The sequence below is a fragment of the Azospirillum lipoferum genome (assembly GCF_024170005.1).
In the GTDB taxonomy this organism is placed as follows: domain Bacteria; phylum Pseudomonadota; class Alphaproteobacteria; order Azospirillales; family Azospirillaceae; genus Azospirillum; species Azospirillum lipoferum.
On sequence record NZ_JALJXJ010000001.1, the window covers coordinates 114,572 to 141,008 of the forward strand.

The following is a 26,437-nucleotide window of genomic DNA, read 5'->3' on the forward strand; positions in this document are numbered from 1 at the left end:
CCCACAATGACCTGTCGGCACGCCCTCGCCAAGGGGCAAAAGGTGGGTGATGGTGATCGGGCCAGCGGAATCAGGCTGGCAGGATGACCGGGGGCAGTGGGGCCGGCCGGCAGCGATCGCGCGGCAGGCTGCGGTCGGCGGGGAAGACCAGAACGACCGCAGTGCCGACGCCGGGCTCGCTGGTCAGTTCCATCCGCCCGCCATGCATCTCCACCAGCCGCTTGACGATCGGCAGCCCCAACCCGGTCCCCCGGGAGTTGCGGGCGATGGTTGAATCCGACGGCTCGAACGGATGGAGGATGCGCGGAAGCTCGGCTGTCGGGATGCCGACACCGGTGTCGGCCACCATCAGCCCGATTCCGCCCTCCGGCATCAGATGGGCGGTCAGCACCACCTCGCCGCCGGGGCGGGTGTGGGTGACGGCGTTGGACAGCAGGTTGGTCAGCATCTGGGTCAGCGCCTGGGCATCGCCTTGAAGCAGCGGCAGGGTGGCCGGCACCTCACGGCGCATGCGGACGTCGCCCTCCCTTGCCACCTCCTGCAAGGCGGAGACGACGCGCAGCGACAGCGTATCGAGGTCCACCCCCTCCTCTGCCATCGGCATGCCGCCGCTGTCCAGGCGCGACAGTTCCAGAATGTCGTCGATCAGCGCCAGCAGATGGGTTCCCGCATCGCGGATGTCGCCGGCATAGCTGTGGTAGCGCGGGTTGCCAAGCGGCCCGAATGCTTCCGACAGCAGCATCTCCGAGAAGCCCAGAACGGCATTCAGCGGTGTGCGCAGTTCGTGGCTCATCTGGGCCAGGAAGGCGCTCTTGGCGCGGCTGGCGCTTTCCGCCTCGGCGCGGGCGGCGCGCGCCTCCGCCTCGCGCACGCGCAGCCGCTCCTCGTTCAGCTTCAACGTGGTGACGTCGGTGTAATGGACCAGCACGCCGCCCGGCACTGCATGTTCGCGGCTGAGCAGCCAACGCCCGTCGGGCAGCGGCACCACCACCGGCGGTTCCAGGCGGCGATGGCGCTCCAGCCGCTCCGCCACCCAGGCACTGCGCTCCTCTTCGGTGGTCAGGCGCGGGTCGGCCAGGGCGAAACGCCGGGCCAGCTCCTCGAACGAAATGCCGGGAACCAGCTGGTCGGCCAGATCGGGCAGGTCCCGTTTCAGCCGGCCGTTGGCATGGACCAAGCGGTCCGCATGGTCGAACAGGGCGAAGCTCTCCGCACTGTGCTCCAGCGCCGCGGTCAGGCTTTCGGCCAGCGCCTCGGCCAACGTCGGCGTTTCCGGGCCGAGGTCGGTCAGCACGGTGCACACCCCGCCTGGGGCCGGGCCGGCCGCCACCCGCCAGCGCACCGACGTTGCGCCGCGTCGTGCTGCGACGGTGCGCTCCACCGACCCGTGCAGGGCGTCGGCAAGAGCGGCGAACAGTCCGGGGCAGGCGGCATCGGTGCCGCCGCCACGCAGCCGCCGCCCGGCGAGCGGCGTGATGCCCAGCAGCCGCTCCGCCGCCGGGTTGGCGGACAGCCATTCCAGGTCGGTCAGCGCGCCGGTGCAATCATGATGCGCCTTCAGTAATGCAACTGCGTCCGGCAGTTGCAGCATAGCCGACAGCAGCGGATCGACAGGCGGGAATTCCTCAGCCATCGTCCTATCGCGCCCGGAATCGGCGCAAGTCTGCGTGTCGCACTCCATCCCGCCATCATTGCGGCCTATTCCTAAGAAACGCTGAAGGGCAAGCCTGTGGTGTGGCTGATTATTTGTCGAATTGCGACATAGCTCAGGATGTGCCTCTCGAGCACTTCGGATTTGCCGAAAAAGCAACAAAAGGTTTGATTGCGGTGTCCGTTATGATCTTCGCCGTCGATCTGCCCAATGGCAGGCTTTGCAATGGGCCGTGCCTTCCATAGTCTGAGTCCTATCGGAACATGAGGCTTGGGATACAGGGGTGACCGTGAACGGCAGCCAGGACGACACCGGCGGCGCGGAGCCGGCCCTTCTGGTGTTCGGGGGCGATGGACGGCTTGCCGACTGGACGCCCGCGGCGGCGGAATTGCCGTTTCTGGCCGGACGCCTGACCATCGGCCTGCCCGCTTGCGAACTGGAGGCCAGCCTCTCCTCCGGTATGGGACCGGACACGGCGCCTGATCGGCAGGTGCTGCGGCTTGCCGGCAGTGGCGCCGTGTGGCGGTTCGGCGGTTCGTCTTCTACTGCTCCTTCAGGCGCCAGCCCTCCGGTGGTGCAGTCGATGCCCGATCCCGCCGGCCGGCTTTTCGCGGCGGCGAGCCACGACCTGCGCCAGCCTCTGGCCGCGCTCTCCCTGCTCATCGGCACGCTGGACGGCACGCTGGACGCCAAAGCGGGGGAGGGGCGCGACCTGCTGCATTCGATGGCGCAGGCGGTCGAATCGATGCGCAGCATGGTCGATGGCCATTTCGACCTCGTCCGCCTGGAAAGCGGCCTGATCGAGCCGGACATCCGCACCCATGCGGTGAACGGCGTGCTGATGCGTCTGGCGCTGGAGGTGGCGCCCCGCTTTGCCGACCGTGGCCTGCGCTTCACCGTGATGCCCTGTTCGGCAATCGTACGAACCGACTCTGCGCTGCTCGAACGTCTGTTGCAGGGGCTGGTCGCCAACGCCCTGCGCGGCACGGTGCGGGAACGCCTGCTGCTGGGCTGTCGCCTGCGCGGTGACCGCCTGCGCATCGAGGTGTGGGACAGCGGCCGTGGCCTATCACCGCAACGGCTGGCCGCCTTGCGGACGGAACTGGCGAAGCCGGCCGGGGAGGGCGCGGCGGTGCTGGGGCTGGACCTGACCCTGGTGCGCGGGCTTGCCCGCAAACTCGGCCTTGGGCTGGAGGTCTGCGCCGCGGAGGGGCGGGGCACCGTCTTCGCCGTGCTGGTTCCCCTGTCGGTCGAACTTGCCGCCGAGGGAGCCGCCGAAGGGGTGGATGCGCCCGGACTGGCAGAGGGTGCCTCAACTTCGCAGCCGGCCTCCGGCAGCGGCACCACCGACATCAGCTGCACCCGCATCCTGGTGATCGAGGACGATCCCATGGTGCTGGCGGCGCTGGAGGCGCTGCTTGGGCAATGGGGATGCAGCATCGTCGGCGCGGAGTCCTATGACATGGCGGTCGAGCGGATCGGTCCGGCGCCCGAACCCTTCGACCTGATCATTTCCGATCTGCGGCTGAAGGGTGCCGCCAACGGCATCGTTGCGATCCGGCAGATCGCCAAGCTGTTCGACCGTCCGGTTCCGGGGATGATCCTGACCGGCGACACCGATCCCAAGCGTCTGCGCGAGGCGCGGCTGTCAGGCTATCCGCTGCTGCACAAGCCGGTGGCCCCGCTTGCCCTGCGTGCCGCCGTCATCCGTCTGCTCGGACATGATCCTCTTTGACAACAAAGATCGGCGGCGTGCGGATAGTTCCTGAAGAAGTAGGCAAAAGATAGAGTGTCGAAACTGTCAGAGTTTTGTGCGCTGCAATGACATTCCTGAAACGAGATTTGATGGAATGCGGCAAAGTGCAACAGAGTTTCGTCTAATCTCCTCAGTGCAATAGTCCAATCTCTCCACCAATGGTTAGAGGGATCTCCTCCTTTCGTTTGGATTTGAAGTTTCACATACCCATTTATGTCTTTCCTTCGCTATGATCACTTCGAACACTCGCTGTTGGGTCGTGTTGGGTGGAGGGCGTTCGGATGTACCGGCGGTATCGGGAAGGGGGGCGGACGGGGGCGCTGGCGGTGATCGTCACAGCCGGGCTGTTCCTGTCCTTTTCAGCCTTTCTGATGATCCGGAGCGCCACCCGCGAAGCCGAACTGACGCTGGCCGACCGTCAGGCGATACAGCTTCATGACGAACTGAAGTCGAGTTTCGAGGATCAGAGCGTGCTTCTGCGCGCGCTGAGTGGTCCGCTGGCCGGTCCGGCTCCGGTCACGGACGCGAGTTTCGCCTCTGCCGCCGGACCGCTGCTTCCGCTCTATCCAAACCTGCACGCGGTTGCCTGGGCGCGCCGGATCGCCGAACGGGACGTTCCGCTGCTGGAGCGCGCCATGCGTGCGGCCGGCCACAGCTCCTTCGCCGTCCACAGGGGCGATGCCGGGGGGGACCGGGATACCGCCGACGCCACCAACGGGCTGGCGGCCGACCGGTTCGTCAATGTGCTGGCCGAACCGCGGTCCGCCGCCGGGCTGGTCGGGCTGGACATGGCCGGCCTTCCCGGCCAGCGCGACCTGCTGCTCCGCTCCTGCGCGGCCAACCGGATCGTCGTTGCCGACGGTGAACCGCTGAAGACGCAACTGGGCAAGGGGTCTGTGCTGATCTACCTGCCGGTCTATTCGCGCGAGGTCGATTTCGAGGAGGGCCGTGCGTCCGCCGGCGGACGCATTCTTTGCGATGTGTTGACCGGCTTCCTGTGGACCAGCTTCGATGTCGGACAGCTGCTGCGCGATACGGTGCGCCGGGTCGGGCCGACCGTCGGCGACGCCTACCTGCTGGAGCCGCCGATCCCGCCGGAGTCCGGAACACCGCGTTTTCTCGCCGCCGAAGGAGCGATCAGCCGACCCGGCGAATTGCCGCATCCGCCGATCCATGCCCTTACCGTGGAGCAGTTGACCGGTCCCGCGGCGCCCTATGCCATCGTTCGCGACATCGCCTATGGCGGCCGGGTGTGGCGGCTCTACGTTGTGCCGGACGCGGCACGGCTGTTCAGCGCGGATGACCGCCTGGCCTGGACGATGCTGATCGGCGGGCTTCTGCTGACCGCCGGCGTCGCTGCCTATGTCCTGCGCGAGGCGAGGACCAAGCGCCTGCTCCAGACCGAGGCGCGCGCCCGCGCCGCCATGGCCCGCGCTCTGCGCGAGAGCGAGGAGCGGTTCCGGATGGCTCTGCGCTATTCCAAGGTGACGCTGTTCAGTCAGGACCGGGACCTGCGGCACCTGTGGATCTACTGCCCGCGTGTTGACCTGCATCCGGAGCGCATGATCGGCCGGACCGATGACGAGCTGTTCCCACCGGAAGAAGCGGCGCGGACGGTCGCGCTCAAGCGGTCGGTGATGGAAAGCGGGACCGGGACCCGGCGCGAACTGGAACTGACCTACAGCGGCAGCCGCCGGGTCCTCGACCTGTCGGTGGAACCGATGCGCGACGAGACGGGGGCGGTGGCCGGAGTCATCTGCGCCGCCATCGACGTGACGGAATCGGCCGACATCCGCGAGGCGCTGGCCCGCGCCCATGCCGAGGCGGAGCGGGCCAACCAAGCCAAGAGCCGTTTCCTCGCCGCCGCCAGCCATGACCTGCGCCAACCGTTCCAGGCGATGAGCCTGTTCCACCACATCCTGATGTCCAAGCTGGACGATCCCCAGCAGGTGGAGGTGGCGAACAAGCTGGGGGAGGCGCTGACGGCCGGCAACACGCTGCTGTCCACCCTGCTCGACACCTCGGCGCTGGAGGTCGGCAACGTCAAGCCGCGCGTCGTCGATTTCGACGTTCAGGAGATCCTCAGCCGGCTGGCGGTGGAGATCGGCGATCAGGCGATCGACCGCGGTCTCATGTTGCGGACGGTTCCCTGTTCCGTCCGCGTGCAGAGCGATCCGATCCTGCTGGAACGGATGGTGCGCAACCTGCTGGTCAATGCCCTGCGCTACACCACCGACGGACGGATCCTGCTCGGCTGCCGGCGCCGGTTCGACGCCGATGGCGGGCCGCGCCTGTCCATCGAGGTGTGGGACACCGGCCCCGGTATCGCCGAGGCGGAAATGGCCGCGATCTTCGAGGATTTCTACCGCTGCGGCACCGATCAGCGCGACAGCGGCCGCGGGCTCGGCCTGGGCCTGTCCATTGTCCGCCGCATGTCCCAGATGCTTGACCATCCCGTTACGGTGCGCTCGCGCGTGGGGCGTGGCACCGTCTTCACGGTCAGCGTGCCGCTGGTCGCGCAGACTTGCTCCTGCTCCGCCGCGGCGGACTGAGCGGTTTGCCGTCCTGCGCCATTCCGCAGCGCGCAATGGTGGCAATCCTGCCCACCGGTCCGCTTTTCCCGTCCGAGTCTGCGCAAGTTTCGGTTATGCTGCGTCTGCTCACTGAACCGAAACGATCCCAGTAACTCAGCTGCAACAATGGCTTGGCGACTTTATTGATGTAGGTCATTGGTCCCCTTCGCCATAGGGGCTATTGCTTTCGCACAAGCACACTCCTTGGGAAATCCTTGGGAGGTGACGGTTCCGTTTCAAAGGAACCCAACAAGACGGAGTTCGGCCCGTCGCCATGGCCGCCCTGCGGGGCGCCGGGGGCCACGGGAACCGGGCTTGGGAGGATACGGCCTGCCGCCGCGACGGGTGCCCCGGCCAATCGGGCATCCGGTCCGGTCACCGGCATTCGGGCTTTCGCCGTTCCGGCGGGATCCGTTGGTCGGGCGCCGCGATCCTTTTTAGGAGCATTGAGTATGGACACCGCCATCGCCGCCCCCTCCGCCGCCCAGGCGGGTCGCAGCGGCATCGTTCCGACCGGCAAGAACGGCAGCCCCATGATCGAAAACGTCACGTTCGAGGAAATCCGCATCGGCCAGCAGGCGAGCCTGTCGCGCCGCCTGACCATGTCCGACATCGAGCTGTTCGCGACGGTGTCCGGCGACCTCAACCCGTCCCATGTGGACGAGGATTACGCCGTCGACCACAAGGTGGTCGGCCATGGCATGTGGTCGGGCTCGCTGATCTCCGCCGTTCTCGGCACCCTGCTGCCCGGTCCCGGCACCGTCTATGTCGGCCAGGATCTGCGGTTCGAGCGTCCGGTCCTGCTGGGCGACATCGTCACCGTGACCGTCACCGCCAAGTCGAAAGACGCCGTGCGCAAGACGGTGGTCTTCGACTGCCTGTGCGTCAACCAGGACGGCCGGACGGTCGCGACCGGCGTGGCCGAGGTGATCGCCCCGACCGAGAAGGTGTGCCGCGCCGCGGCGGAACTGCCGCAGGTGCAGGTGATCCGCCATGACGGTCACGAGCTGATGCTGAAGAAGTGCGAGTCGCTGCCGCCGGTGCCGACCGCCGTCGTCCATCCCTGTGACGAAAGCTCGCTGCGCGGCGCCGTCGAGGCGGCCGAAGCGAACCTGATCGACCCGGTGCTGGTCGGGCCGGAAGCTAAGATCCGCTCCGTCGCCGATGCCCATGGTCTCGACATCTCGCGCTACCGTATCGTCGACGTCGCCCACAGCCATGCCTCGGCTGAGACCGGCGTGCGGCTTGCCCGCACCGGCGAGTGCGAAGCGGTGATGAAGGGCAGCCTGCACACCGACGAGCTGATGGGCGAGGTGGTGAAGAAGGAGACCGGCCTGCGCACCGGCCGCCGTCTCAGCCACGTCTTCGTGATGAATGTCCCGACCTACCCGCGGCCGTTGTTGATCACCGATGCGGCGATCAACATCTACCCGACGCTGGAGGACAAGGTCAGCATCGTCCAGAACGCCATCGACCTCGCCAAGGTGCTGGGGGTCGAGGTGCCGCGCGTCGCCATCCTGTCGGCGGTCGAGACCATCAACACCAAGATCGCCTCGACCCTGGAAGCGGCCGCGCTCTGCAAGATGGCCGACCGCGGCCAGATCACCGGCGGCATCCTCGACGGCCCGCTGGCCTTCGACAACGCCATCAGCCGCGAGGCCGCCATCACCAAGGGCATCAAGTCCGAGGTGGCCGGTCAGGCCGACATCCTGCTGGTTCCCGACCTGGAGGCCGGCAACATGCTGGCCAAGCAGCTGTCCTTCCTGGCCCATGCGGACGCCGCCGGCATCGTGCTGGGTGCCCGCGTGCCGATCATCCTGACCAGCCGCGCCGACAATGTGCGCACCCGTCTGGCGTCCTGCGCCGTGGCCGTCCTGTCGGCCGCCGCCCGCCGCCGCGGTGCTGCCGCCGCGGCCGAGTGAGAAAGCCAGACGCCATGTCCAACGCGATCCTCGTCATCAATGCCGGCTCCTCCAGCCTGAAATTCTCGGTGTTCCGGGATCATGGCGGCGGGGATCCGGTGGTCACCATCAACGGCCAGATCTCGGGCATCGGCACCCAGCCGGTGTTCGAAGCCAAGGACGCCCAGCGCCGTCCGCTCGCTGAAAAGAGCTGGGGGGCGGGGGAAGCCAGCGACCGCACCGCCCTGCTGTCCTACCTGCTCGACTGGATCGAGGAGCGGCTGGAGGGGGCGACGCTGATCGCCGCCGGCCACCGGGTGGTGCACGGCGGTATCCGCCACGCTGCCCCGGTGCTGCTGACCCCCGCCGTGCTGGACGAGCTGGACGGTCTGGTGCCGCTCGCCCCGCTGCACCAGCCGCACAACCTCGCCGCCATCCGTGCGCTGGCCGAGGCGCATCCGGAGCTGCCGCAGGTCGCCTGTTTCGACACCGCCTTCCACCGCAACCAGCCCTGGCAGGCGCAGACCTTCGCCATCCCACGGGACCTGACGGAGGAGGGCGTGCGCCGCTACGGCTTCCACGGCCTGTCCTATGAGTACATCGCCCGCCGCCTGCCGGAAATCGCGCCGGAACTGGGTGATTCGCGGGTGGTGGTCGCCCATCTCGGCAGCGGTGCCAGCATGTGCGCCATCCATGGCGGGCGCAGCGTCGACAGCACCATGGGCTTCACCGCCCTGGACGGCCTGCCGATGGGCACCCGTTGCGGCACCATCGACCCCGGCGTGCTGATCTATCTGATGCGCAAGGGCATGGATGCCGGCGCCATCGAGAAGCTGCTGTACAACAAGTCCGGCCTGCTCGGCGTGTCTGGCATCTCCAACGACATGCGCACGCTTCTGGACAGCAGCGACCCGCATGCGCAGGAGGCGGTGGAGCTGTTCTGCTTCCGCATCGCCAAGGAGACCGGCGCGCTCGCCGCCTCGATGGGCGGGGTGGACGCCGTGGTGTTCACCGCCGGCATCGGCGAACGCTCCGCCCCCGTGCGGGCGCGGGTTGGCGACAAGCTGGCCTGGATGGGTGTGGAGATCGACCCGGCGGCCAACGAGGCCAATGCCGCGAAGATCTCCAGCCCCGGCAGCCGCCTGCCGGTCTACGTCATCCCGACTGACGAGGAACGGATGATCGCGCTGCACACCCGCAAGGTGCTGACGGGGCGGTGAGGGTTTGGGGGCGCCAGCTGACGGCGCCCCCACATCCCGCTGGAGTCCACCCGCCATTCAGTGCTAGCACCCCCTCCGGCATCAAGCATCGTCCGGGGAACCCGTGGTCCGCCCCTATCTGCCGCTGAACGCCCTGCGTGCCTTCGAGGCGTCGGCGCGGCATCTCAGCTTCACCCGCGCCGCCATCGAGCTGTGCGTGACCCAGGCCGCCGTCAGCCATCAGGTCAAGCTGCTGGAGGAGCGGCTGGGTGCCAGCCTGTTCCACCGCCTGCCACGCGGCCTCGCCCTGACCGACGAGGGGAGGGCGCTGCTGCCGACGCTGGAGGAGGCGTTCGACCGCATCGGCGGGCTGCTCGACCAGTTCGAGGACGGGCGCTTCCGCGAGGTGCTGACGGTCGGCGCCGTCGGCACCTTCGCCGTCGGCTGGCTGCTGCCGCGGCTGAGCCGCTTCCGCGAGGCGCATCCCTTCGTCGACCTGCGCCTGTCCACCAACAACAACCGCGTCGACATCGCGGCGGAAGGGCTGGACTACGCTATCCGCTTCGGCGACGGCGCGTGGCACGGCACCGACGCCGTCCGCCTGTTCGACGCGCCGCTGTCGGTGCTGTGCGCTCCGGAGATTGCCGGACGGCTGCGCGAACCTATCGATGTCGGGCGCGAGACCCTGCTGCGCTCCTACCGGTCGGACGAATGGCCGGGCTGGTTCGCCGCCGCCGGAATCGAGCCTTCGGCGATGCCGCCGGTCAAGGGGCCGGTGTTCGACTCGTCCTCCCTGATGGTGGAGGCAGCGATCCAAGGAGCCGGTGTGGCGTTGGCTCCGGTGGCGATGTTCCGTCGGCCGCTGGCGGTGGGGCTGATCGAGCAACCCTTCGCCGTCACCGTGTGCAGGGGCGCCTATTGGCTGACCTCGCTGAAGTCGCGGCCGGAGACGCCGACCATGCGCGCCTTCCGCGACTGGCTGTTCGCCATAGTCGCGGAAGAGGCGGCAGGCTGAGCCGTCAGGACAAGGTGACGCGGCGCGGGGCCTGCTGCCGTTCCCGCTGTTGCCAGAAGCGCAGCCGCAGCCGCGGCGCCATGAACCAGGCGATGGGTGCTGCAAGCAGGATGCTGAGGATTACCACGGTCGGCATCAGGGTCATCGCCTGTTCGGAAAAGCTGGGGACCGCCAGGACCAGAACGGTGCCGATGCCGAAGACCACACCCTGGATCATGCCGTAGATCAGGATGGCGAGGCGTAAACGGGTGGTCATGGGGCTGCTCCGCTGAAGTGGGCTGGTGCAAGGACCATTTCCCGCTTCAACCGGAACAATGCCGCAATGTTCCGGGCGCCATCGGGCCGGGTTTCACCAACCCGATTGCGACCGTACGCATACGATTATTGGGCGTAAGCCGGACCTGTGCTTACCGGTGCGCCCGCCACCATGCCATCAGACCGGTGGTGGAGCCGTCATGGGCACCCTCGGCTGGGCCGCTCTCCATCTCCGGCAGGATGGTGTTGGCCAGTTGCTTGCCCAGCTCGACGCCCCACTGGTCGAAGCTGTTGATGTCCCAGACGATGCCCTGAACGAAGACCTTGTGCTCGTAAAGCGCGATCAGGGCGCCCAGGGTCGCCGGGGTCAGGCTTTCCATCAGGATGGTGTTGGACGGGCGGTTACCGGGGAAGACGCGGTGGGGAACCAGCGCCTCAACCTCCGCCGCCGGCTTGCCGGCCTTGGTCATTTCCGCCCGCACCTCGTCGGCGGTCTTGCCGCGCATCAACGCCTCGGCCTGAGCGAAGACGTTGGACAGCAGGATGCGGTGATGAGCGCCGGCCTCGGCCCCGATTGGGTTGTGGGTGGTCGCCGCCGCCACGAAATCGCAGGGGATCAGCGAGGTGCCCTGATGGATCAGCTGATAGAAGGCATGCTGGCCGTTGGTGCCCGGCTCGCCGAACAGCACCGGGCCGGTCTGGTAGTCCACCGGCTCGCCGCCGCGGGTCACCGACTTGCCGTTGCTCTCCATGTCCAGCTGCTGGAGATAGGCGGGGAAGCGGTGCAGATACTGGTCGTAGGGCAGCACGGCGTAGGACGAGGCGTCCCAGAAATTGCGGTACCAGACACCCAGCAGGCCCAGCAGCACCGGCATGTTGCGCTCAAGCGGTGCCGTGCGGAAATGCTCGTCCATCGCGTGGGCGCCGGCCAGCAGCTCGGCGAAGCGCTCCGGCCCGATGGCGATCATGATCGGCAGGCCGATGGCCGACCACAGTGAGTAGCGGCCGCCGACCCAGTCCCAGAAGCCGAACATGTTGGCCGGGTCGATGCCGAACTTCCGCACCTCCGCCTCGTTGGTGGAGACGGCGACGAAGTGCTTGGCGACATGCGCCTCGTCCTTCGCCGTTTCCAGGAACCAGCGGCGGGCGGAATGGGCGTTGGTCAGCGTCTCCTGCGTCGTGAAGGTCTTGGAGGCGATGACGAACAGGGTCGTCTCCGGGTCCAGCCACTTCAGCTGCTCGGCCAGATGGGTGCCGTCGACGTTGGAGACGAAATGCAGGGCGACATGGGCATGGGCGAAGGGCTTCAGTGCCTCCGTTGCCATGACGGGACCGAGGTCGGAGCCGCCGATGCCAATGTTCACCACATCGGTGATCGGCTGGCCGGTGTAGCCGCGCCACTCTCCGTCGCGCACCGAATTGGCGAAGGTGTCCATCCGTTCCAGCACCGCGCGTACGCCGGGCATCACGTCGCGACCGTCGACGGTGACGGCGCGGTCGGAACGGTTGCGCAACGCGGTGTGCAGGACCGCGCGCTTTTCGGTCAGGTTGATTGGCTCCCCGCCGAACATGCGGGCGCGGGCGCCCTCGACATCCTGCTGGCGGGCGAGGTCGAGCAGCAGGCGGACCGTGTCCTGCGTGATGCGGTTCTTCGAATAGTCGAGGAACAGCCCCGCCGCTTCCATGGAGAAGGCTTTGAACCGGCCGGAATCGGCGGTGAACAGGTCACGCATGTGCGTGCCGGCCATGTCCTGGCGGTGTTGGGCGAGAGCGGCCCAGGCGGGGGAACGGGTCAGCGCGGTCATGATGCTTTGGACTCCTTGACGTCAGCGGTCCTTTGACGCGGCCCATCTTGCTGGGCGAGGGGAGCCTAACACCGACCGGCGGCCACGGCCACGGCCCAAAACGCGGCTGTTGGTGCTGCTGATCGGCCTATGCGGGGCGGCCAGGGCGTGCAACCGGACGGCGGGCGGGGTGTTGTGGTGGTCAGGAATTGTGACAGGAGGACACCATGTCGGACAAGCCCGCCACCCCGCCGCCGGAAGAGCGGGAAGAACAACGCGACCGCGATGATGCCGCGCGGCCGGATCAGGTCGGGATCATTCCCGGCAAGGTGCCGGGAAGCCCGGTCGATCCCAGTGATCCGCGCTTTCCCGGGAGCCAGCCGGATCTGGCATGAGGGGTGGCTGGGGGCATTAAGCCCCCGGCTTGCTCAACTCCCCCCTTCGATCGTCCGCGTCGGCGTCACGCCTTCCGGCCTGCCGACCAGTACGGTCAGCAGCTTGCCCGGGTCGAGCAGGCGCTGCGCGACGCGCTTGATGTCGGCCTGCGTCACCGCGTTGATGTAGCGGTCGCGCTGGTTCAGATAGTCGATGCCGAGATTGTCGCGCTTCACCTGCAACAGGATACGGGCGATCGCCTGGGTCGAGCCCAGTTGCAGCGGGAAGGAGCCGGTCAGGTAGGTCTTGGCGTCGGCCATCTCCTGGTCGGTCAGGCCGTCCTTCGCCATGCGCGCCCATTCCTGGCGGATGATGTCCAGCGCCTGACCCGCCTTGGCATTGACGGTGGAGCCGCCGGCCATCACCAGCGCCGCATGGTCCATCGGGATCAGGTAGCTGTAGACGCCATAGCTGAGGCCGCGCTTCTCACGAACCTCCTCCATCAGACGGGAGCCGAAGCCGCCGCCGCCCAGCACATAGTTCATCACCGTGGCGGCGTACCAGTCGGGGTCGTCGCGCTTCACGCCGGGCTGGCCCATCAGCATCACCGTCTGCGCGGTCGGCCGCGGCAGCAGGATGGTCTGGCCCAGGCCGGACATGGTCACGTCGGGGATCGGTTTCGCGTCGGCCTTGGCCGGCAGGCCGCCGAACAGCTTGTCCAGCGCCTTGCCGAGATCGTCGGGCGAGATGTCGCCGGCGGCGGCCACCACCAGCCGGTCGCGGCCGAACTGGCCCTTCACGAAGGCACGCAGGTCGTCGGGCGTGATGGTCGGCAGGCTGTCGAGGCTGCCGCGGCTCTCGCCGCCATAGGGATGGTCGGGGAAGGCGGTGGCGTAGAACTGGCGCCGCGCGACATAGTTGGGATCGGCGAGGTCGCGCCTCAGGCTGGCCATGACCGAGGCCCGCATGCGGTCCAGCGCCTCGGGCGCAAAATGCGGCTCGGTCAGTGCCAGCCGGGTCAGTTCCAGCGCCTCCTCGCGGTTCTCGCCCAGGGTACGCATCGAACCGCCGAAGCCGTCGCGCCCGGATTCGAAGCCCAGCGCGATGGCCTTGTCCTGCAGGCGGGCTTGGAAAGCTTGCGAATCGTAAGGACCGGCCCCTTCGTCGAGCATGGTGGAAGCGAGATTCGCCAGCCCCTCCTTGCCCTTCGGGTCGGTGCCGCCAGCCCCGTCAAAGACCCATTCCAGTGCCAGCACCGGCACCTTGTGGTCCTCGACCAGCCACGCCTCGATCCCGCCGGGGCTGACCACCCGCTTGATGTCCATGGCGTGGGCGGGGGAGAGGAACGCGATAGCTGTTAAGAAAACCGCTGCCAGACCGACGCGCAGATCCCCTCTCCCCCCCGGGGAGAGGGTTAGGGTGAGGGGGAACCGCAACGAGGAGAAACTCTTGGGCATGCGCTTCACCAGCCGGGAAAAGCCACGCCGTGCATCCCCCTCACCCCGACCCTCTTCCCGGGGGGGAGAGGGGGGAGAAAGTCGATGGAAATGGAGTACGCTCATTCTCAACTGTCCTTTCCGGTCGGGGGCAGCAGCAGGCCGGTGACGTGGTTGGTCTGGCTCAGAACGGCGCGGGCGGCGGCGTTGACCTGATCGGCGGTGACGGCGTCGATGCGCACCGGCCAGCTTTCCACGTCGTCGATGCTCTGGCCGGTGGCAAGTGCTGCACCCAAGGTCTGGGCCGGCCCGGTCAGGCTGTCGCGCGCGTAGGCCGCCGAGGCCAGCATGCGCTTGCGCGCGGTGGCGACCTCCTCCTCCGTCACGCCGGACTTCAGCAGCCTGTCGACCTCCGCCCACAGCGCCGATTCGAGCTTGTCCATCGGCACTCCGGCGGCCGGGCTGGCGCCGACGCTGAGCGTCGCCATGTCCCAGGCGGTGGGGCCATAGCCGAGCCACGCCGAGGTGGCGAGCTTCTGGTCCACCACCAGACTGCGATAGAGGCGCGAGGTGGTGCCGCCGCTCATGATCTCGGCCAGCACCTGCAACGCATAAGCCTGGCCGTTCTTGTCGAGGCGGTAGGATGGCGCGGTCCAGATGCGGCGGACCGACGGCTGCCGCACCTCCTCGTCACGCAGGACCACCTGACGGGAGGAGGTCAGCGGTGGCTCGGTCACCCGCTTGCGCTCCGGCACCGGGCGGGCGGGGATGGCGCCGTAATAGCGCTCGGCCAGCGGTTTCAGCTCCGCTGCGGTCACGTCGCCGGACACCACCAGGATGGCGTTGTTGGGCGTGTACCACGTCTTGTAGAAGCGCTCCGCCATCTCCCGCGTCAGGGCCGACATCTCCTGCGGCCAGCCGATCACCGGCGTGCCGTAGGGGTGGTGGACGAACAGGGTGGCGTTGATCTGCTCGCCGATGCGGTCGGCCGGTTCGTTCTCGATGCGCTGGCGCCGCTCCTCGATGATGACGTCGCGTTCGGGATAGACCACCGCGTCGGTCAGCTTCAGGTTGGCCATGCGGTCGGCCTCCATCCGCATCACCATCTCCAGCCGGTCGCGGGCGACATTCTGGTAATAGGCGGTGTAGTCGTAGCTGGTGAAGGCATTGTCGCGCCCGCCATTCTTGGCAATGATCCGGCTGAACTCGCCGGGCTGGATCGCGTCCGTCCCCTTGAACATCAGGTGTTCCAGGAAATGGGCGATGCCGGACTGGCCGCGCTCCTCGTCGGCGGCGCCCACCTTGTACCAGACCATGTGGGTCACGACCGGCACGCGGTGGTTGGGAATCACCACCACCTGCATGCCGTTGGACAGTGTGAAGCTCTCGGGGAAGAACACCCCCTTTTCCGCCGCATGGGCGGGCTGGAGCCCGAGCGGAAGCGGCGCAAGGGGGGCCACGGCGGTCATTGTCAGAGCGAGAAGTCCGGCCGCGGCGAGGCGGCGGGCTGGGAAACAGACGGGCATGGGGGCTCCCGGATCAGGAGGTCCGAATCGAAAGGGCGCCCTTCGCTGGGAAGGACGCCCCCGGAAACTGGTGTGATGTCGTGCCTTGGACAAGACCGAAAGGACCGACCGGAACGGCCGTCGCTTAGAACAGGCCTTCCAGCGGCGCCTTGCGCTTGCGCTCGATCGTCGGGGTCGCGGCGCCGTCGACCGGCTTGCCCTGGGCCTGGGCCTCGCGCAGGCGCTGCTGCTCCTTGGCCGGATCGACGACGGAGACGGGCGGCTCCTGCGTCTGCCAGAACAGCAGCGAATCGATCCAGCTCTTGTCGGCGACGATAAGCTGGGTGGTTTCCTGATCGACCTTGGCGCGGATGTTCGGGTCGATGCCGTCACGGGCCGAGGCCTGGGCGACCAGCGACTTCTCGCCCGCCGTCGCACCGGCCGCTTTGGCGCCGCCGCGCGCGGAAGACCCGAAGACGGCGCCGGCGGCGGCCTGGGTCGGGGTGGTGTCCTGCGGGCGCGGGGCGCCGGGGCGGGGCTTCGGCAGGTCCTGCATGCTGGGCGGCAGGGTCAGCGGTGCGCGGGAAACGACGGAGAATTCGTCGGGGCTCTGGCGGTCGAGACCGATGGACCGGCGCACATCCGAGCAGCCGGCGAGCGTCAACGCCGCAAGCGCCAGCCCGATGAGCGGCAGCCGAGTCCGGGGGAAGGAGAGGGCGGAGGAGATGCTGGTCACGTTCGGAGGATCCCGTCGTCTGTCACGTCGTAGCGACCCGGCCCGGAGGCCGAGGCCGCATGGTCAGCGCTCGCCGGCGGTTATAGCGCCACCGGCGACGGAACTCTTACGACTTTTCGCGGCCCGCGAACAGCCCGTCGATCAACAGCAGCACCACGCCGACGCTGATTCCGCTGTCGGCCACGTTGAACGCCCAGAAATGCCAGCCGGCGAAATGGAAATCGAGGAAATCGACCACGGCCCCGTGCAGCAGCCGGTCGACGACGTTGCCCACCGCCCCGCCGATGATGAAGCCCAGAGCCAGGGCGACCAGACGCCGCTCCGCCTGCCGCAGCCAGAAGACCAGACAGACGGCGATCACCGCCGCGATGGCGCTCAGGATATAGGGCATCAGCGCCCCGCCGCCGGCGAAGGTGCCGAAGCTGACGCCGTAGTTCCACACCAGCACGAGGTTGAAGAAGGACGTCACCTCGATGACATGCGGCACCGGCTGCATGACCTGTTCGAGGATCCACCATTTGCTGCCCTGGTCGAGCACGACCACGACCACGGCGACGATCAGCCCGAACAGCCAGTAGGAACGGGTTTGGTTGGCGACGAAGGCGTTCATATGCCCACACATCCTCCCTCTCCCCCCCGGGGAGAGGGTCGGGGTGAGGGGGAAGCGCGGCGAGAGGCGTCCGGCTGGCGGAGGGGGCGCCCCCCCCCCCCCCCCCCCCGGGGGGGGGGGGGGGGGGGGGGGCCCCAGCGCGGCGAGAGGCGTCCGGCTGGCGGATCCCCCTCACCCTAACCCTCTCCCCGGGGGGGAGAGGGGATAGGACCGCGGTTGTGGCAGATTGCCTCATGCCACCGCGTCGGAGCAGCGTATGCAGAGCGTCGGGTGGTCGTGGACCGTGCCGACTTCCTCCAGGACCTTCCAGCAGCGCTCGCACTTCTCGCCTTCAGCCAGGGCCGGGGCGACGGCGATGCCGGGGACGTCGGGCAGAGTGAAGGCCCCGTCCGGCGCCGCGGCGTCCGTCACCTCGATGGCCGAAGTGATGCAGACGTCCTGGAAATCGACATCCGCCAGCAGGGCCTTTGTCGCGGCGTCGACGAAGACGGTCGGATCGGCCTGAAGCGACGAGCCGATGGTCTTGTTGGCACGCTCCAGTTCCAAGGCACCGGTGACGACGCGGCGGACGGTGCGAACCGTCTCCCACTTGGCGGCGAGCGTGTCGTTGCGCCAGTTGGCCGGGACCTCCGGGAAGCCACGCAGATGCACGCTCTCCTCGGTCCAGCCCGGACCGTCTGTCAAGCCCTCGGGACGGGCGAGCCACGCCTCCTCTGCGGTGAAGCAGAGGATCGGAGCCAACCACGCGGTCAGGTTCGAGAGCAGATGCTCCATCACCGTCCGCACCGACCGGCGGCGCACCGAATCGACGGCGTCGCAATAGAGGCTGTCCTTGCGGACGTCGAAGTAGAAGGCGGACAGCTCCACCGCGCAGAAGTTGTGCAGGGCCACGAACAGGGCATGGAAGTCGTAGGCCTCGACCTTCTCGCGGACCAGCGTGTCCAGCTCCGACAGGCGGTGCAGGACCCAGCGCTCCAGCTCCGGCATCTGCGCAACGTCGATCCGCTCGGCCGGGCCGTAGTCGGCGAGCGCGCCCAGCAGGTAACGCAGCGTGTTGCGCAGGCGGCGGTAGAGGTCGGCCTGGGTCTTGATGATCTCCTTGCCGATGCGGAGATCTTCCGAATAGTCGGAGTTGATGATCCACAGCCGCAGGATGTCGGCACCATACTGGTCGCAGACCTCCTGCGGGGCCACCACGTTGCCCAGCGACTTGGACATCTTGCGGCCCTGCTCGTCGAGCACGAAGCCGTGGGTCAGCACCGCGTTGTAGGGTGCCCGGCCGCGGGTGCCGCAGCTTTCCAGCAGCGACGAGTGGAACCAGCCGCGATGCTGGTCCGAACCCTCAAGATAAAGGTCGGCCGGCCAGGCCAGCTCCTCCAGGCGCTGTTCCAGCACGAAGGCGTGCGAGGAGCCCGACTCGAACCAGACGTCGACGATGTCCCTGACCTGCTCGAACTCCTCGGCGGCATAGGAATTGCCGAGGAAATCCTGCGGGTCGCGGGCGAACCACGCGTCGGCGCCTTCCTGCTGGAAGATGTCGGCGATGCGGGCGAACACCGCCTCGTCGCGCAGGATCTCGCCGGTCGCCTTGCGGACGAACAACGCGATCGGCACGCCCCAGGCGCGCTGGCGGCTGATGCACCAGTCCGGACGGCTCTCGATCATCGAGCGGATGCGGTTCTCGCCCTGGGACGGGACCCAGCGGGTGTCGGAGATCGCCTGCAACGCCACCTTGCGCAGGTCGTTCGTCTCCATCGAGATGAACCACTGTGGGGTGGTGCGGAAGATCAGCGGCGCCTTGGACCGCCAGCTGTGCGGATAGCTGTGCTTGATGCGGTTGCTGGCCAGCAGCGACCCGGCTTCCTCGAACGCCTCCAGCACGGCCTTGTTGGCCGGGCCGGTCTTGCCCTGGTCGGTGTAGACGGCGAGGCCGGCGAACAGCGGCACATGGGCGTAGTAGCGCCCGTCCTCGCCCACCGTCTGCGGCACCTCGATGCCGTTGGCCTGACCCAGGCGGAAGTCGTCCTCGCCATGGCCGGGGGCGATGTGGACGAAGCCCGAACCGGCGTCGGTCGTCACGAAGTCGCCGGCCAGCAGCGGCACCTTGAAGTCGTAGCCCTTGCCGTTCAGCGGGTGGCGGCAGTAGGTGCCGGCGAGGCGCGAACCGGGGAAGCGGTGCAGCTGCTTCCACTCGGTGATGCCTGTTTCCTTCAGCACGCTTTCCGCCAGCGCGGTGGCGAGCACGAGGCGCTCGCCGACCACCGCCTTGCTGCCCTCGGCGACCGCCGTGACCTTGAAGGTCGCATATTCGATCTCGTCGCCATAGGCGATGGCGCGGTTGCCCGGCAGGGTCCAGGGGGTGGTCGTCCAGATGACGATGCTGGCCTCGTCCACTTCCGGCGCCGACGACCCCCAGACCGGGAAGCGCGCGAAGACGGTGGTGGAGGTGTGGTCGTGGTATTCGACCTCGGCATCGGCCAACGCGGTCTTCTCGACCACCGACCACATCACCGGCTTGAAGCCCTTGTAGAGGCCGCCGTTGATCGCGAACTTGTGGATCTCGCGGACGATCTGCGCCTCGGCCGGGAAGGTCATGGTGGCGTAGGGGTGCTTCCAGTCGCCCTCGACGCCCAGCCGGCGGAACTCGGCGGCCTGGATGCCGACCCACTCCTCGGCGAACTGGCGGCATTCGGCGCGGAACTGGATGAGCGGTACGTCATCCTTGTTCTTGCCGGCCTTGCGGTACTTCTCCTCGATCTTCCACTCGATGGGCAGGCCGTGGCAGTCCCAGCCGGGGACATAGTCGGCGTCGAAGCCCTGCATCTGGCGGAAGCGGACGATGACGTCCTTCAGGATCTTGTTGACGGCATGGCCGATGTGGATGTTGCCGTTGGCATAGGGCGGGCCGTCATGCAGCACGAACTTCTTGCGGCCCTTGGCGCCGGTGCGCAGCTTGCCGAACAGGTCCATCTCGGCCCAGCGCTTCAGCAGCTCGGGCTCCTTGGCCGGCAGGCCGCCGCGCATGGGGAAGTCGGTTCGGGGCAGGAAGACGGTCGATTTGTAATCGCGGGTCATATCGGATCCCTGGGGGAAAGCATCACCGTCGGGTGGCGGCATGGTGGTCACCCGGAACACAGCAGGTCTCTATCCCGGCCCTCCTCAGAGAGCCGGGCCGGTAATTCGCGCGCTATGCGCCGGGGCGCACATCATCGGGATCCGCAGTGAGAGGTCCATGGCGCGGGATATTAGCGGCGTGTGCGGTGCGGTCAAGGACGGCTCTCGCCGGCCCAAAGCACGGCAGGGTCCGAAATTACCGCTGGTCACGGGATGGCGGCAAATCTTAGGGTGTTCCCGCCGGGGAGTCCGGGGCAGGGGCGGTTCCTGCCCGGTGGTTCCAGGCAGAGGGTACGCGCAGGGGCATCGGCGGGCATGATCGATCGACGGACAAGTGACTTCCTGGCCGAATTCCTTGCTTCTGCCAACAGGGACCCGGCGGTCCTCGACCGCTTCCTTCTGCATGGGCCGGACCGCGGCGGCCGCAGCGCCAGACCGCGGCTGAAGATCGCCTTCTTCGATTTCTGGCCGGAATTCGATCCGACCGCGAACTTCTTCGTCGACATCCTGTCGGGCCGCTTCGATCTGTCCGTCGTCGACAACGACAGCGACCTTGCCATCGTGTCGGTGTTCGGCACCCGCCACCGGGAGGCGCGGACCGCGCGCGCGCTGTTCTTCACCGGTGAGAATGTGCGGCCCCCGCTCGACGGCGTCGATATGTCGGTATCGTTCGACCGCATCGACGACCCCCGCCATTACCGTCTTCCGCTCTACGTCATGCATGCCTGGGACCACAGGCGCGAGGGGGCGACGCCGCATTTCTGCCACCCGGTCCTGCCGCCGGTGCCGCCGACGCGGGAGGAGGCGGCCAAGCGGAAATTCTGCGCCTTCCTCTACAAGAATCCCAACTGCGCCCGTCGCAATGACTTCTTCCAGATGCTCTGCGCCCGCCGCCATGTGGACTCGGTGGGCTGGCTGCTGAACAACACCGGCAGCGTTGTGAAGATGGGCTGGCTGCCGAAAATCCGCGTCTTCTCGCGCTACCGCTTCGCCTTCGCCTTCGAGAATGCGAGCCACCCCGGCTATCTGACGGAGAAGATCCTGGATGCCTTCCAGGCCGGTGCGGTGCCGCTCTATTGGGGTGACCCCGGCGTCCTGCGGGATGTCGCGGCTGGCAGCTTCGTCGACGTGCCGCGATATTCCTCCGACGAGGAGGCCATCGACGCCATCCTGGCGATCGACGACGATTACGACACCTATCGCCGCTATCGCAGCACGGCACCCTTCCTCGGCACGGAGGATTTCTACTTCGATGCCTTCCGTCTGGCCGAATGGATCGAAAGCCGTCTTTGAGCGACAGGAGAACAAGTGATGAAGCGCGTGTTGCTGAACTATGCCGACGGGACCTTCACCACGGCGCAGAAATACAATGCGAAGACGGGTCTGTCGGTCGGCGGCTTCGACGGCGTCGCGATGATGGGGCGCCGGCACATCGATGCCGGCTTCGCCGCCCGCAATGCGCATATTCTGAACCAGCCGCGCGGCGCCGGCTATTGGCTGTGGAAGCCCTATTTCATCGACCTGCTGCTGCGCGAGCATCTGCAGGACGGCGACATCCTCTTCTACAGCGACAGCGGTGCCCATTTCGTCCACAGTGCCGACCCGGTGATCGAACTGTGCCGGCAGCGGCGCGATCTGCCCATCCTGCTGTTCGGTCTGGAAGATCATCACCGCAACAGCGTCTGGACCAAGCGCGACTGTTTCCATTTCATGGGGTTGGACCAGCCGGCCCTCGCCGATGCTCCCCAGATTCTCGCCAGCTTCGTCGTGTGCGAACGCAGGCCTGAAAGCATGGCCTTCGTCGCGGACTGGCTGCACCATGCCCAGGACGCCCGGCTTATCACCGACGCCCCCAACGAATGCGGTCTGCCGAACTATCCGGATTTCCGCGATCACCGCCACGACCAGAGCATTCTCAGCCTGCTCGGCCGCAGCCGCGGCGTGACGGTCGTGCCCGACATCTCGCAATGGGGGGACGGCCGCCGTCCGGCCGAGATTCCCCGCATCATGGAACACACGCGCTGGCGCGATTAGGAGCGACCGTGGCAGAGGGAGGATCCGGCCGATGAACGGATTCGCCGCCGCTGCGGCAGCCGAAACCAGCGGCAATTTCCAGCGGGCGAGGGAGCTGTATCTCCAGCTGTTGCAGACAGAGCCGCGCAATGCGGCGGCTCTGCACCGGCTGGGGGTGGTGGAACTGCGGCTGGGCCGTTCGGGTGAGGCGGTCGCCCTGTTCCAGAAGTCGCTCGCCATCGCCAAGAATCTGGAGGTCTATCTCGATTTCGGCGTGGCGATGGCCGGCCTGTGCCGCTGGGATGCGGCGGCCACCGTCTATGCGGCGGCACTTCGCGTCGCCCCGGAGTCGGTCGACGCCCGTTACGGGCTGGCGCTCGCCCTGCACAGCCAGGGACGGCCGCAGGACGCCGAACCCCATTACCGCAGGGTGCTGGCCACCCACGCCCATCTTGGCGAGGTCCACAACAATCTCGGCGTCGCCCTGTTCAGTCTCGGGCGCACCGCCGAGGCCGCAGAGGCCCACCGCGAGGCGGTCCGGCTCGACCATGGCGATTCCACGGCCTGGGGCAAGCTTGGCGTGGCGCTCCATGGCCTGGGACAGGTCGGGGAGGCGGAGGCGGCCATCCGCGAGGCCGCCGGCCTCGCTCCCCAGATCGTGGAGAACTGGTACAATCTCGCCTGCCTGCTCGATGCGGATGGGCGGTCCGAAGCCGCGGTCGCCGCCGGGCGGATCGCCGTCGCCCTCGACCCGGCAGGGCCGGCGAACTGGCTGGCGCTCGGCAATGCGGCGCAGGCGGCGGACCGGCGGCAGGAGGCGTGGCGGGCGGCGGCGGCGGCGGTGCGGCTGACGCCCTCCGATCCGGCGGCGCGCAACAATCTCGCCAACGCCCTGCGGTCGCTGGGCCGCCTGTGGGATGCCGTGGCGGAATACCGGGCGGCTCTTGCCCTGCAGCCGGACTTCCCGGTGGCGGAGGTCAATCTCGCGCTCGCCCTGTCGATCCTGTGCCAGCCGGAGGACGCGCTGACGGTTCTGCGCGGCCTGATCGCCCGGCAGCCATTGAGCAGCGATGCATGGTTGCGGATGGGGCGTGTGCTGGTGGAGGCGGTGAGGCCCGACCTTGCTGTCGCCGCTCTGCGCACCGCCGTGGCCATCGCACCGGGAGATCCGGAACCCCATGCCGATCTGGCGATGGCATCCACCATGTGCGACCGGAGCGCTCAGTCGGCGGAAGCCTGCCGGCGGGTGCTGCGGCTGGCGCCGGACCATACGGCGGCCCTTGGTCAGCTCATCCACCAGCAGCGGGCGCTTTGCGACTGGCGCGACCTGGACAGGCTGGAGGCACTGCTTCTTCAGCGTGTGCGGGACGGGGCGGATGGCGTGTCACCGTTCGAACTGCTGTCCTGCGACTCGACCCTTGCCGACCAGCAGGCCGCCGCGTCCCGCTGGGCGGCAGCGAAGTCCCGCGACGCGATTCCTGCGGTCAGGCCCGCTGTCTCGTCCGTCGACCGGTGTTTGCGCGTCGGGTATCTGTCGTCGGATTTCCGGGAGCATGCGATGGGCCATCTGATGGTCGACGCGCTGGAAACGCACGACCGCTCCCGCTTCGCCATCACGGCATATTCGACCGGTATGGACGACGGCAGCGCGCTGCGCCGGCGTTTCGAACGGTCGATGGAACGGTTCGTCGATCTGCGCCGCCATTCCGATGCCGATGCGGCGGCGGCCATCGCTGCTGACGGCATCGACATCCTGATCGATCTGACCGGCTTCACCACATTCTCGCGCACCGCGATCCTTGCCGCCCGTCCGGCGCCGGTACAGGTCAACTGGCTGGGCTATCCGGGGACGCTGGGCGCGTCCTTCGTCGATTACATTCTGGCCGATCCTGCGGTGATCCTTCCGGGCGAGGAGATGTTCTTCAGCGAGCGGGTGGTGCGGCTGCCTGATTGCTACCAGCCCAACGACCGCCGCCGCGCCATCGCCGATGCCACGCCGTCGCGCGCCGACTGCGGGTTGCCGGAAGACGGTTTCGTCTTCTGCTGCTTCAACAGCTCCTACAAGCTGACGCCCGCTCTGTTCGACGGCTGGGCGCGCATCCTTACGGCGGTGCCGGGCAGCGTGCTGTGGCTCTATGCCGGAAATCCGCAGGTCGCCGCCAACCTGCGGCGCGAGGGCGAGGCCCGCGGCCTCGATCCCCGCCGGCTCGTCTTTGCCCCGCCCTTGCCCCATGCCGAGCATCTGGCGCGTCACCGGCTGGCGGACCTGTTCCTCGATACGCTTCCCTACAATGCCCATACGACGGCCAGCGACGCCCTGTGGGCGGGGCTGCCGGTGCTGACGCGCCGGGGAACGGCCTTTGCCGGGCGCGTGGCGGCCAGCCTGCTGCTGGCGGTCGGGTTGCCCGAACTGATCGTCGATGGTCGGGACGACTACGAGGTGGAGGCGGTGATGCTCGCCCGCTCGCCCGACCGGCTGCGTGCCTTGCGGGAAAAGCTGGCGCGCAACCGGCCGACCTGTCCGCTGTTCGACACGCCGCGCTTCACCCGCAATCTGGAGACGGCCTACCGGGCGATGTGGGACATCCACCGTTCCGGTTCCGCGCCGAGGCACATCGCCATCGCCGCCGATGGCACCGCCGGCCCGGTGGAAACAAATTAAGGGGAGGGAAGGCTCATGACGGTCGGTGCCGGCGCCGGACAGCGGCTCCACATTGTCGTTCCCTATCGGGATCGCGAAAGCCACCTCGGCCAGTTCGTTCCATGGGTGAGCGCCTATTTCGATCGGCTGACGCCGCCGATCGACTATCGCGTCACCATCGTGGAGCAGGAGGCCGGGTTGCCCTTCAACCGCGGGGCGCTGAAGAATGCCGGCTTCCTTCTCGGGGAAGGGCAGAGCGACTACACCTGTCTGCATGACGTCGATTACCTGCCGGTCGACGCCGATTATTCCTGGGCCGATTGCCCCACCCCCATTCTCTGGTACGGGGCGGAACAGCGGCCGGTGGCGCCGGGCATCTCCGACAAGACGGTGAGCACCAACCTGGAGAGCACGATGGGCGGGGCGCTGTTGGTGCCGAACGCGATCATGCGGCAGGTCGACGGCTATTCCAACGCCTTCTGGGGTTGGGGATACGAGGATTTCGATTTCTCGTTGCGCATCCGGGCACGACGGATCGCCACCGGCCGGCGCAAAGGCCGCTTCCAGCCGCTCGACCATCGCAACGACGGCTTCACCCCCGATGCGGCTCCGTCGCCGATCTCCCAGGTCAACCGCCGCCTCTTTCAGGAACTCTGGTCCACAGGAAAGATCCCGGCCGGCGACGGGTTGTCCTCGCTGTCCTTCGAGGTGCTGGACCGCAGACCCTGCGATGGTTGCGTTGACGGTGGGCAGGGGGGGGTGCGGGAGCGCTGGGAGATCGTCCGGGTGCGATTCGCCCATGTCCCAAGGCCGGATCAGGTGGAGGCGGACCGCGCCGCTCCCGCCTGTGGTCCGCAAGGCCGCTGACCCCCGGCCTGTATGAGGGCTGCGGCCGCATCGCCGACATCGACGACCTGCTGTTCGCCCGGCGCTATGAGCGGGTGGAGGAGATCAGCCCCCCTTCCATCACAGCCGGGGCGACGCCTTCCATGTCCGCCGCGGCTGACGGGACACCGTAGGGGGGGCGGCGTCCACCGCCCCCCGGCCGGTATCACATGCTCGACTTGCCGCCATGGGCCGACGACCAGCCTACCGGGTCGTTCAGGAACTTCTCGACTTCGGACAGGGTGTTCTCGTCGAAATAGCGGTTGTCGCGGGCGACCTTCAGCACGTCCCACCAAGTGCACAGCGCGTGCAGCCGCACGCCGATGGCGTCCATGTTGACCTTCGACTGCGGGAAGATGCCGTAATGGAAGATCACGAAGGTATCGGTCACCTGGGCGCCGCCGTTGCGCAGCGCGGTGACGAAGTTCTCCTTGCTCTTGCCGTCGGTCGCCAGATCCTCGACCAGGAGGACGCGCTGTCCTTCGGTCAGCAGACCTTCGATCTGGGCGTTGCGGCCGAAGCCCTTCGGCTTCTTGCGCACATACTGCATCGGCAGTTCCAGCCGGTCGGCGATCCAGGCGGCGAAGGGGATGCCGGCGGTCTCACCGCCCGCCACCGCGTCGATCGCCTCATAGCCGATCTCGCGCTCGATGGTGGCGACGGCGAAATCCATCAGCGCCTTGCGGGCGCGCGGAAACGAGACGATGCGGCGGCAGTCGGTGTAGACCGGGCTCGCCCAGCCCGAGGTGAAGATGAAGGGCGTTTCGGCGTTGAAGTGCAGCGCCTTGATCTCCAGCAGGATCTTGGCCGCGGTGGCGGCGATGGTGGCCTGATCGGGCAGGGTCGACATGGGGAAAGGCTCCGGAAAACGGGATGGCATCGCGCGGATGCCCCCTGTGTAGCGGCGCTTCCGGCGATTCGCAACGGCGGGAGACCGGATCGGAGCAGACCGGCGCAGGCTGCGGCAGAATTTGGAGTCCGTCTGGTG

At 67.7% G+C, this 26,437-nt stretch carries 19 protein-coding genes; 10 read left to right on the top strand and 9 right to left on the bottom strand.

The annotated features are described in order from the left end of the window. Nucleotides 1–70: 70 nt before the first annotated feature. Entirely contained in the window at nt 71–1,633 is a 1,563-nt protein-coding gene (locus J2848_RS00620) for a PAS domain-containing sensor histidine kinase (RefSeq protein ID WP_246193746.1), read from the bottom strand. Between the two features lie 301 nt (nt 1,634–1,934). Here J2848_RS00620 and J2848_RS00625 point away from each other — a divergent pair, with 301 nt between their 5' ends. The 5 genes from J2848_RS00625 to J2848_RS00645 all read left to right on the top strand — a co-directional run bounded on the left by J2848_RS00625 (nt 1,935) and on the right by J2848_RS00645 (nt 10,095). Further along, nucleotides 1,935–3,386, top strand: coding sequence for an ATP-binding response regulator (locus J2848_RS00625; protein WP_246193747.1), 1,452 nt, complete (start codon nt 1,935–1,937; stop codon nt 3,384–3,386). Nucleotides 3,387–3,688: 302 nt separating this feature from the next. After that, nucleotides 3,689–5,959: a sensor histidine kinase gene (locus J2848_RS00630; protein WP_149230555.1), complete on the top strand. Its 2,271-nt coding sequence runs from the start codon at nt 3,689–3,691 to the stop codon at nt 5,957–5,959. A 554-nt stretch (nt 5,960–6,513) separates the two neighbouring features. Continuing rightward, entirely contained in the window at nt 6,514–7,902 is a 1,389-nt protein-coding gene (locus J2848_RS00635) for a bifunctional enoyl-CoA hydratase/phosphate acetyltransferase (protein ID WP_149230866.1), read from the top strand. Between the two features lie 14 nt (nt 7,903–7,916). Continuing rightward, nucleotides 7,917–9,101, top strand: a complete 1,185-nt coding sequence (locus J2848_RS00640; protein WP_149230556.1) for an acetate/propionate family kinase — start codon at nt 7,917–7,919, stop codon at nt 9,099–9,101. A 103-nt stretch (nt 9,102–9,204) separates the two neighbouring features. Further along, on the top strand, nt 9,205–10,095 hold the full coding sequence (locus J2848_RS00645) for a LysR family transcriptional regulator (protein WP_149230557.1): 891 nt from the start codon (nt 9,205–9,207) through the stop codon (nt 10,093–10,095). A 4-nt stretch (nt 10,096–10,099) separates the two neighbouring features. Here the strand turns inward: J2848_RS00645 and J2848_RS00650 are convergent, their stop codons facing one another. Beyond that, nucleotides 10,100–10,351, bottom strand: a complete 252-nt coding sequence (locus J2848_RS00650; RefSeq protein WP_149230558.1) for a hypothetical protein — start codon at nt 10,349–10,351, stop codon at nt 10,100–10,102. A 151-nt stretch (nt 10,352–10,502) separates the two neighbouring features. After that, nucleotides 10,503–12,155: a glucose-6-phosphate isomerase gene (gene pgi, locus J2848_RS00655; protein ID WP_149230559.1), complete on the bottom strand. Its 1,653-nt coding sequence runs from the start codon at nt 12,153–12,155 to the stop codon at nt 10,503–10,505. A gap of 206 nt (nt 12,156–12,361) precedes the next feature. Here pgi and J2848_RS00660 point away from each other — a divergent pair, with 206 nt between their 5' ends. Then, the gene (locus J2848_RS00660) at nt 12,362–12,529 is read left to right on the top strand and encodes a hypothetical protein (RefSeq protein ID WP_170306994.1); all 168 of its coding nucleotides are present in this window, start codon (nt 12,362–12,364) and stop codon (nt 12,527–12,529) included. Nucleotides 12,530–12,562: 33 nt separating this feature from the next. On the opposite strand, the gene J2848_RS00665 is transcribed toward J2848_RS00660, so the two are convergent. From J2848_RS00665 to ileS, 5 genes are all read right to left on the bottom strand, one after another. Further along, nucleotides 12,563–13,834 (bottom strand): M16 family metallopeptidase, encoded by a 1,272-nt coding sequence (locus tag J2848_RS00665; RefSeq protein WP_246193748.1) that lies wholly within the window; start codon nt 13,832–13,834, stop codon nt 12,563–12,565. 239 nt (nt 13,835–14,073) lie between these two features. Next, nucleotides 14,074–15,471: a M16 family metallopeptidase gene (locus J2848_RS00670; protein WP_246193749.1), complete on the bottom strand. Its 1,398-nt coding sequence runs from the start codon at nt 15,469–15,471 to the stop codon at nt 14,074–14,076. A 124-nt stretch (nt 15,472–15,595) separates the two neighbouring features. Further along, a complete protein-coding gene (locus J2848_RS00675) occupies nt 15,596–16,186 on the bottom strand; it encodes a DUF3035 domain-containing protein (protein ID WP_149230560.1) in 591 nt (196 codons plus the stop codon). Between the two features lie 106 nt (nt 16,187–16,292). After that, on the bottom strand, nt 16,293–16,796 hold the full coding sequence (lspA, locus tag J2848_RS00680) for a signal peptidase II (protein WP_149230561.1): 504 nt from the start codon (nt 16,794–16,796) through the stop codon (nt 16,293–16,295). A gap of 231 nt (nt 16,797–17,027) precedes the next feature. Next, nucleotides 17,028–19,871: an isoleucine--tRNA ligase gene (gene ileS / locus J2848_RS00685; RefSeq protein ID WP_149230562.1), complete on the bottom strand. Its 2,844-nt coding sequence runs from the start codon at nt 19,869–19,871 to the stop codon at nt 17,028–17,030. Nucleotides 19,872–20,225: 354 nt separating this feature from the next. On the opposite strand from ileS, the gene J2848_RS00690 reads away from it, so the two are divergent. The 4 genes from J2848_RS00690 to J2848_RS00705 are packed head-to-tail and all read left to right on the top strand — an operon-like array spanning nt 20,226 to nt 25,431. Beyond that, the gene (locus tag J2848_RS00690) at nt 20,226–21,203 is read left to right on the top strand and encodes a glycosyltransferase family 10 domain-containing protein (RefSeq protein WP_149230563.1); all 978 of its coding nucleotides are present in this window, start codon (nt 20,226–20,228) and stop codon (nt 21,201–21,203) included. Nucleotides 21,204–21,221: 18 nt separating this feature from the next. Then, nucleotides 21,222–21,944, top strand: a complete 723-nt coding sequence (locus tag J2848_RS00695) for a hypothetical protein (protein ID WP_149230564.1) — start codon at nt 21,222–21,224, stop codon at nt 21,942–21,944. A gap of 31 nt (nt 21,945–21,975) precedes the next feature. Further along, nucleotides 21,976–24,585: a tetratricopeptide repeat protein gene (locus tag J2848_RS00700; RefSeq protein ID WP_149230565.1), complete on the top strand. Its 2,610-nt coding sequence runs from the start codon at nt 21,976–21,978 to the stop codon at nt 24,583–24,585. Between the two features lie 15 nt (nt 24,586–24,600). Beyond that, the gene (locus J2848_RS00705; RefSeq protein ID WP_149230566.1) at nt 24,601–25,431 is read left to right on the top strand and encodes a galactosyltransferase-related protein; all 831 of its coding nucleotides are present in this window, start codon (nt 24,601–24,603) and stop codon (nt 25,429–25,431) included. A 184-nt stretch (nt 25,432–25,615) separates the two neighbouring features. Here the strand turns inward: J2848_RS00705 and J2848_RS00710 are convergent, their stop codons facing one another. Next, nucleotides 25,616–26,299: an orotate phosphoribosyltransferase gene (locus J2848_RS00710; RefSeq protein ID WP_014247028.1), complete on the bottom strand. Its 684-nt coding sequence runs from the start codon at nt 26,297–26,299 to the stop codon at nt 25,616–25,618. Between the last annotated feature and the right edge of the window lie 138 nt (nt 26,300–26,437).

Coding starts and splice junctions, on each gene's coding strand:
- J2848_RS00660 (WP_170306994.1), top strand. CDS start 12,362: ATGTCGGACAAGCCCGCCACCCCGCCGCCGGAAGAGCGGGAAGAACAA.
- J2848_RS00670 (WP_246193749.1), bottom strand. CDS start 15,471: ATGCCCGTCTGTTTCCCAGCCCGCCGCCTCGCCGCGGCCGGACTTCTC.
- J2848_RS00705 (WP_149230566.1), top strand. CDS start 24,601: ATGACGGTCGGTGCCGGCGCCGGACAGCGGCTCCACATTGTCGTTCCC.
- lspA (WP_149230561.1), bottom strand. CDS start 16,796: ATGAACGCCTTCGTCGCCAACCAAACCCGTTCCTACTGGCTGTTCGGG.
- J2848_RS00620 (WP_246193746.1), bottom strand. CDS start 1,633: ATGGCTGAGGAATTCCCGCCTGTCGATCCGCTGCTGTCGGCTATGCTG.
- J2848_RS00700 (WP_149230565.1), top strand. CDS start 21,976: ATGAACGGATTCGCCGCCGCTGCGGCAGCCGAAACCAGCGGCAATTTC.
- J2848_RS00650 (WP_149230558.1), bottom strand. CDS start 10,351: ATGACCACCCGTTTACGCCTCGCCATCCTGATCTACGGCATGATCCAG.
- J2848_RS00695 (WP_149230564.1), top strand. CDS start 21,222: ATGAAGCGCGTGTTGCTGAACTATGCCGACGGGACCTTCACCACGGCG.
- ileS (WP_149230562.1), bottom strand. CDS start 19,871: ATGACCCGCGATTACAAATCGACCGTCTTCCTGCCCCGAACCGACTTC.
- J2848_RS00635 (WP_149230866.1), top strand. CDS start 6,514: ATGATCGAAAACGTCACGTTCGAGGAAATCCGCATCGGCCAGCAGGCG.
- J2848_RS00690 (WP_149230563.1), top strand. CDS start 20,226: ATGATCGATCGACGGACAAGTGACTTCCTGGCCGAATTCCTTGCTTCT.
- J2848_RS00630 (WP_149230555.1), top strand. CDS start 3,689: ATGTACCGGCGGTATCGGGAAGGGGGGCGGACGGGGGCGCTGGCGGTG.
- pgi (WP_149230559.1), bottom strand. CDS start 12,155: ATGACCGCGCTGACCCGTTCCCCCGCCTGGGCCGCTCTCGCCCAACAC.
- J2848_RS00665 (WP_246193748.1), bottom strand. CDS start 13,834: ATGGACATCAAGCGGGTGGTCAGCCCCGGCGGGATCGAGGCGTGGCTG.
- J2848_RS00640 (WP_149230556.1), top strand. CDS start 7,917: ATGTCCAACGCGATCCTCGTCATCAATGCCGGCTCCTCCAGCCTGAAA.
- J2848_RS00710 (WP_014247028.1), bottom strand. CDS start 26,299: ATGTCGACCCTGCCCGATCAGGCCACCATCGCCGCCACCGCGGCCAAG.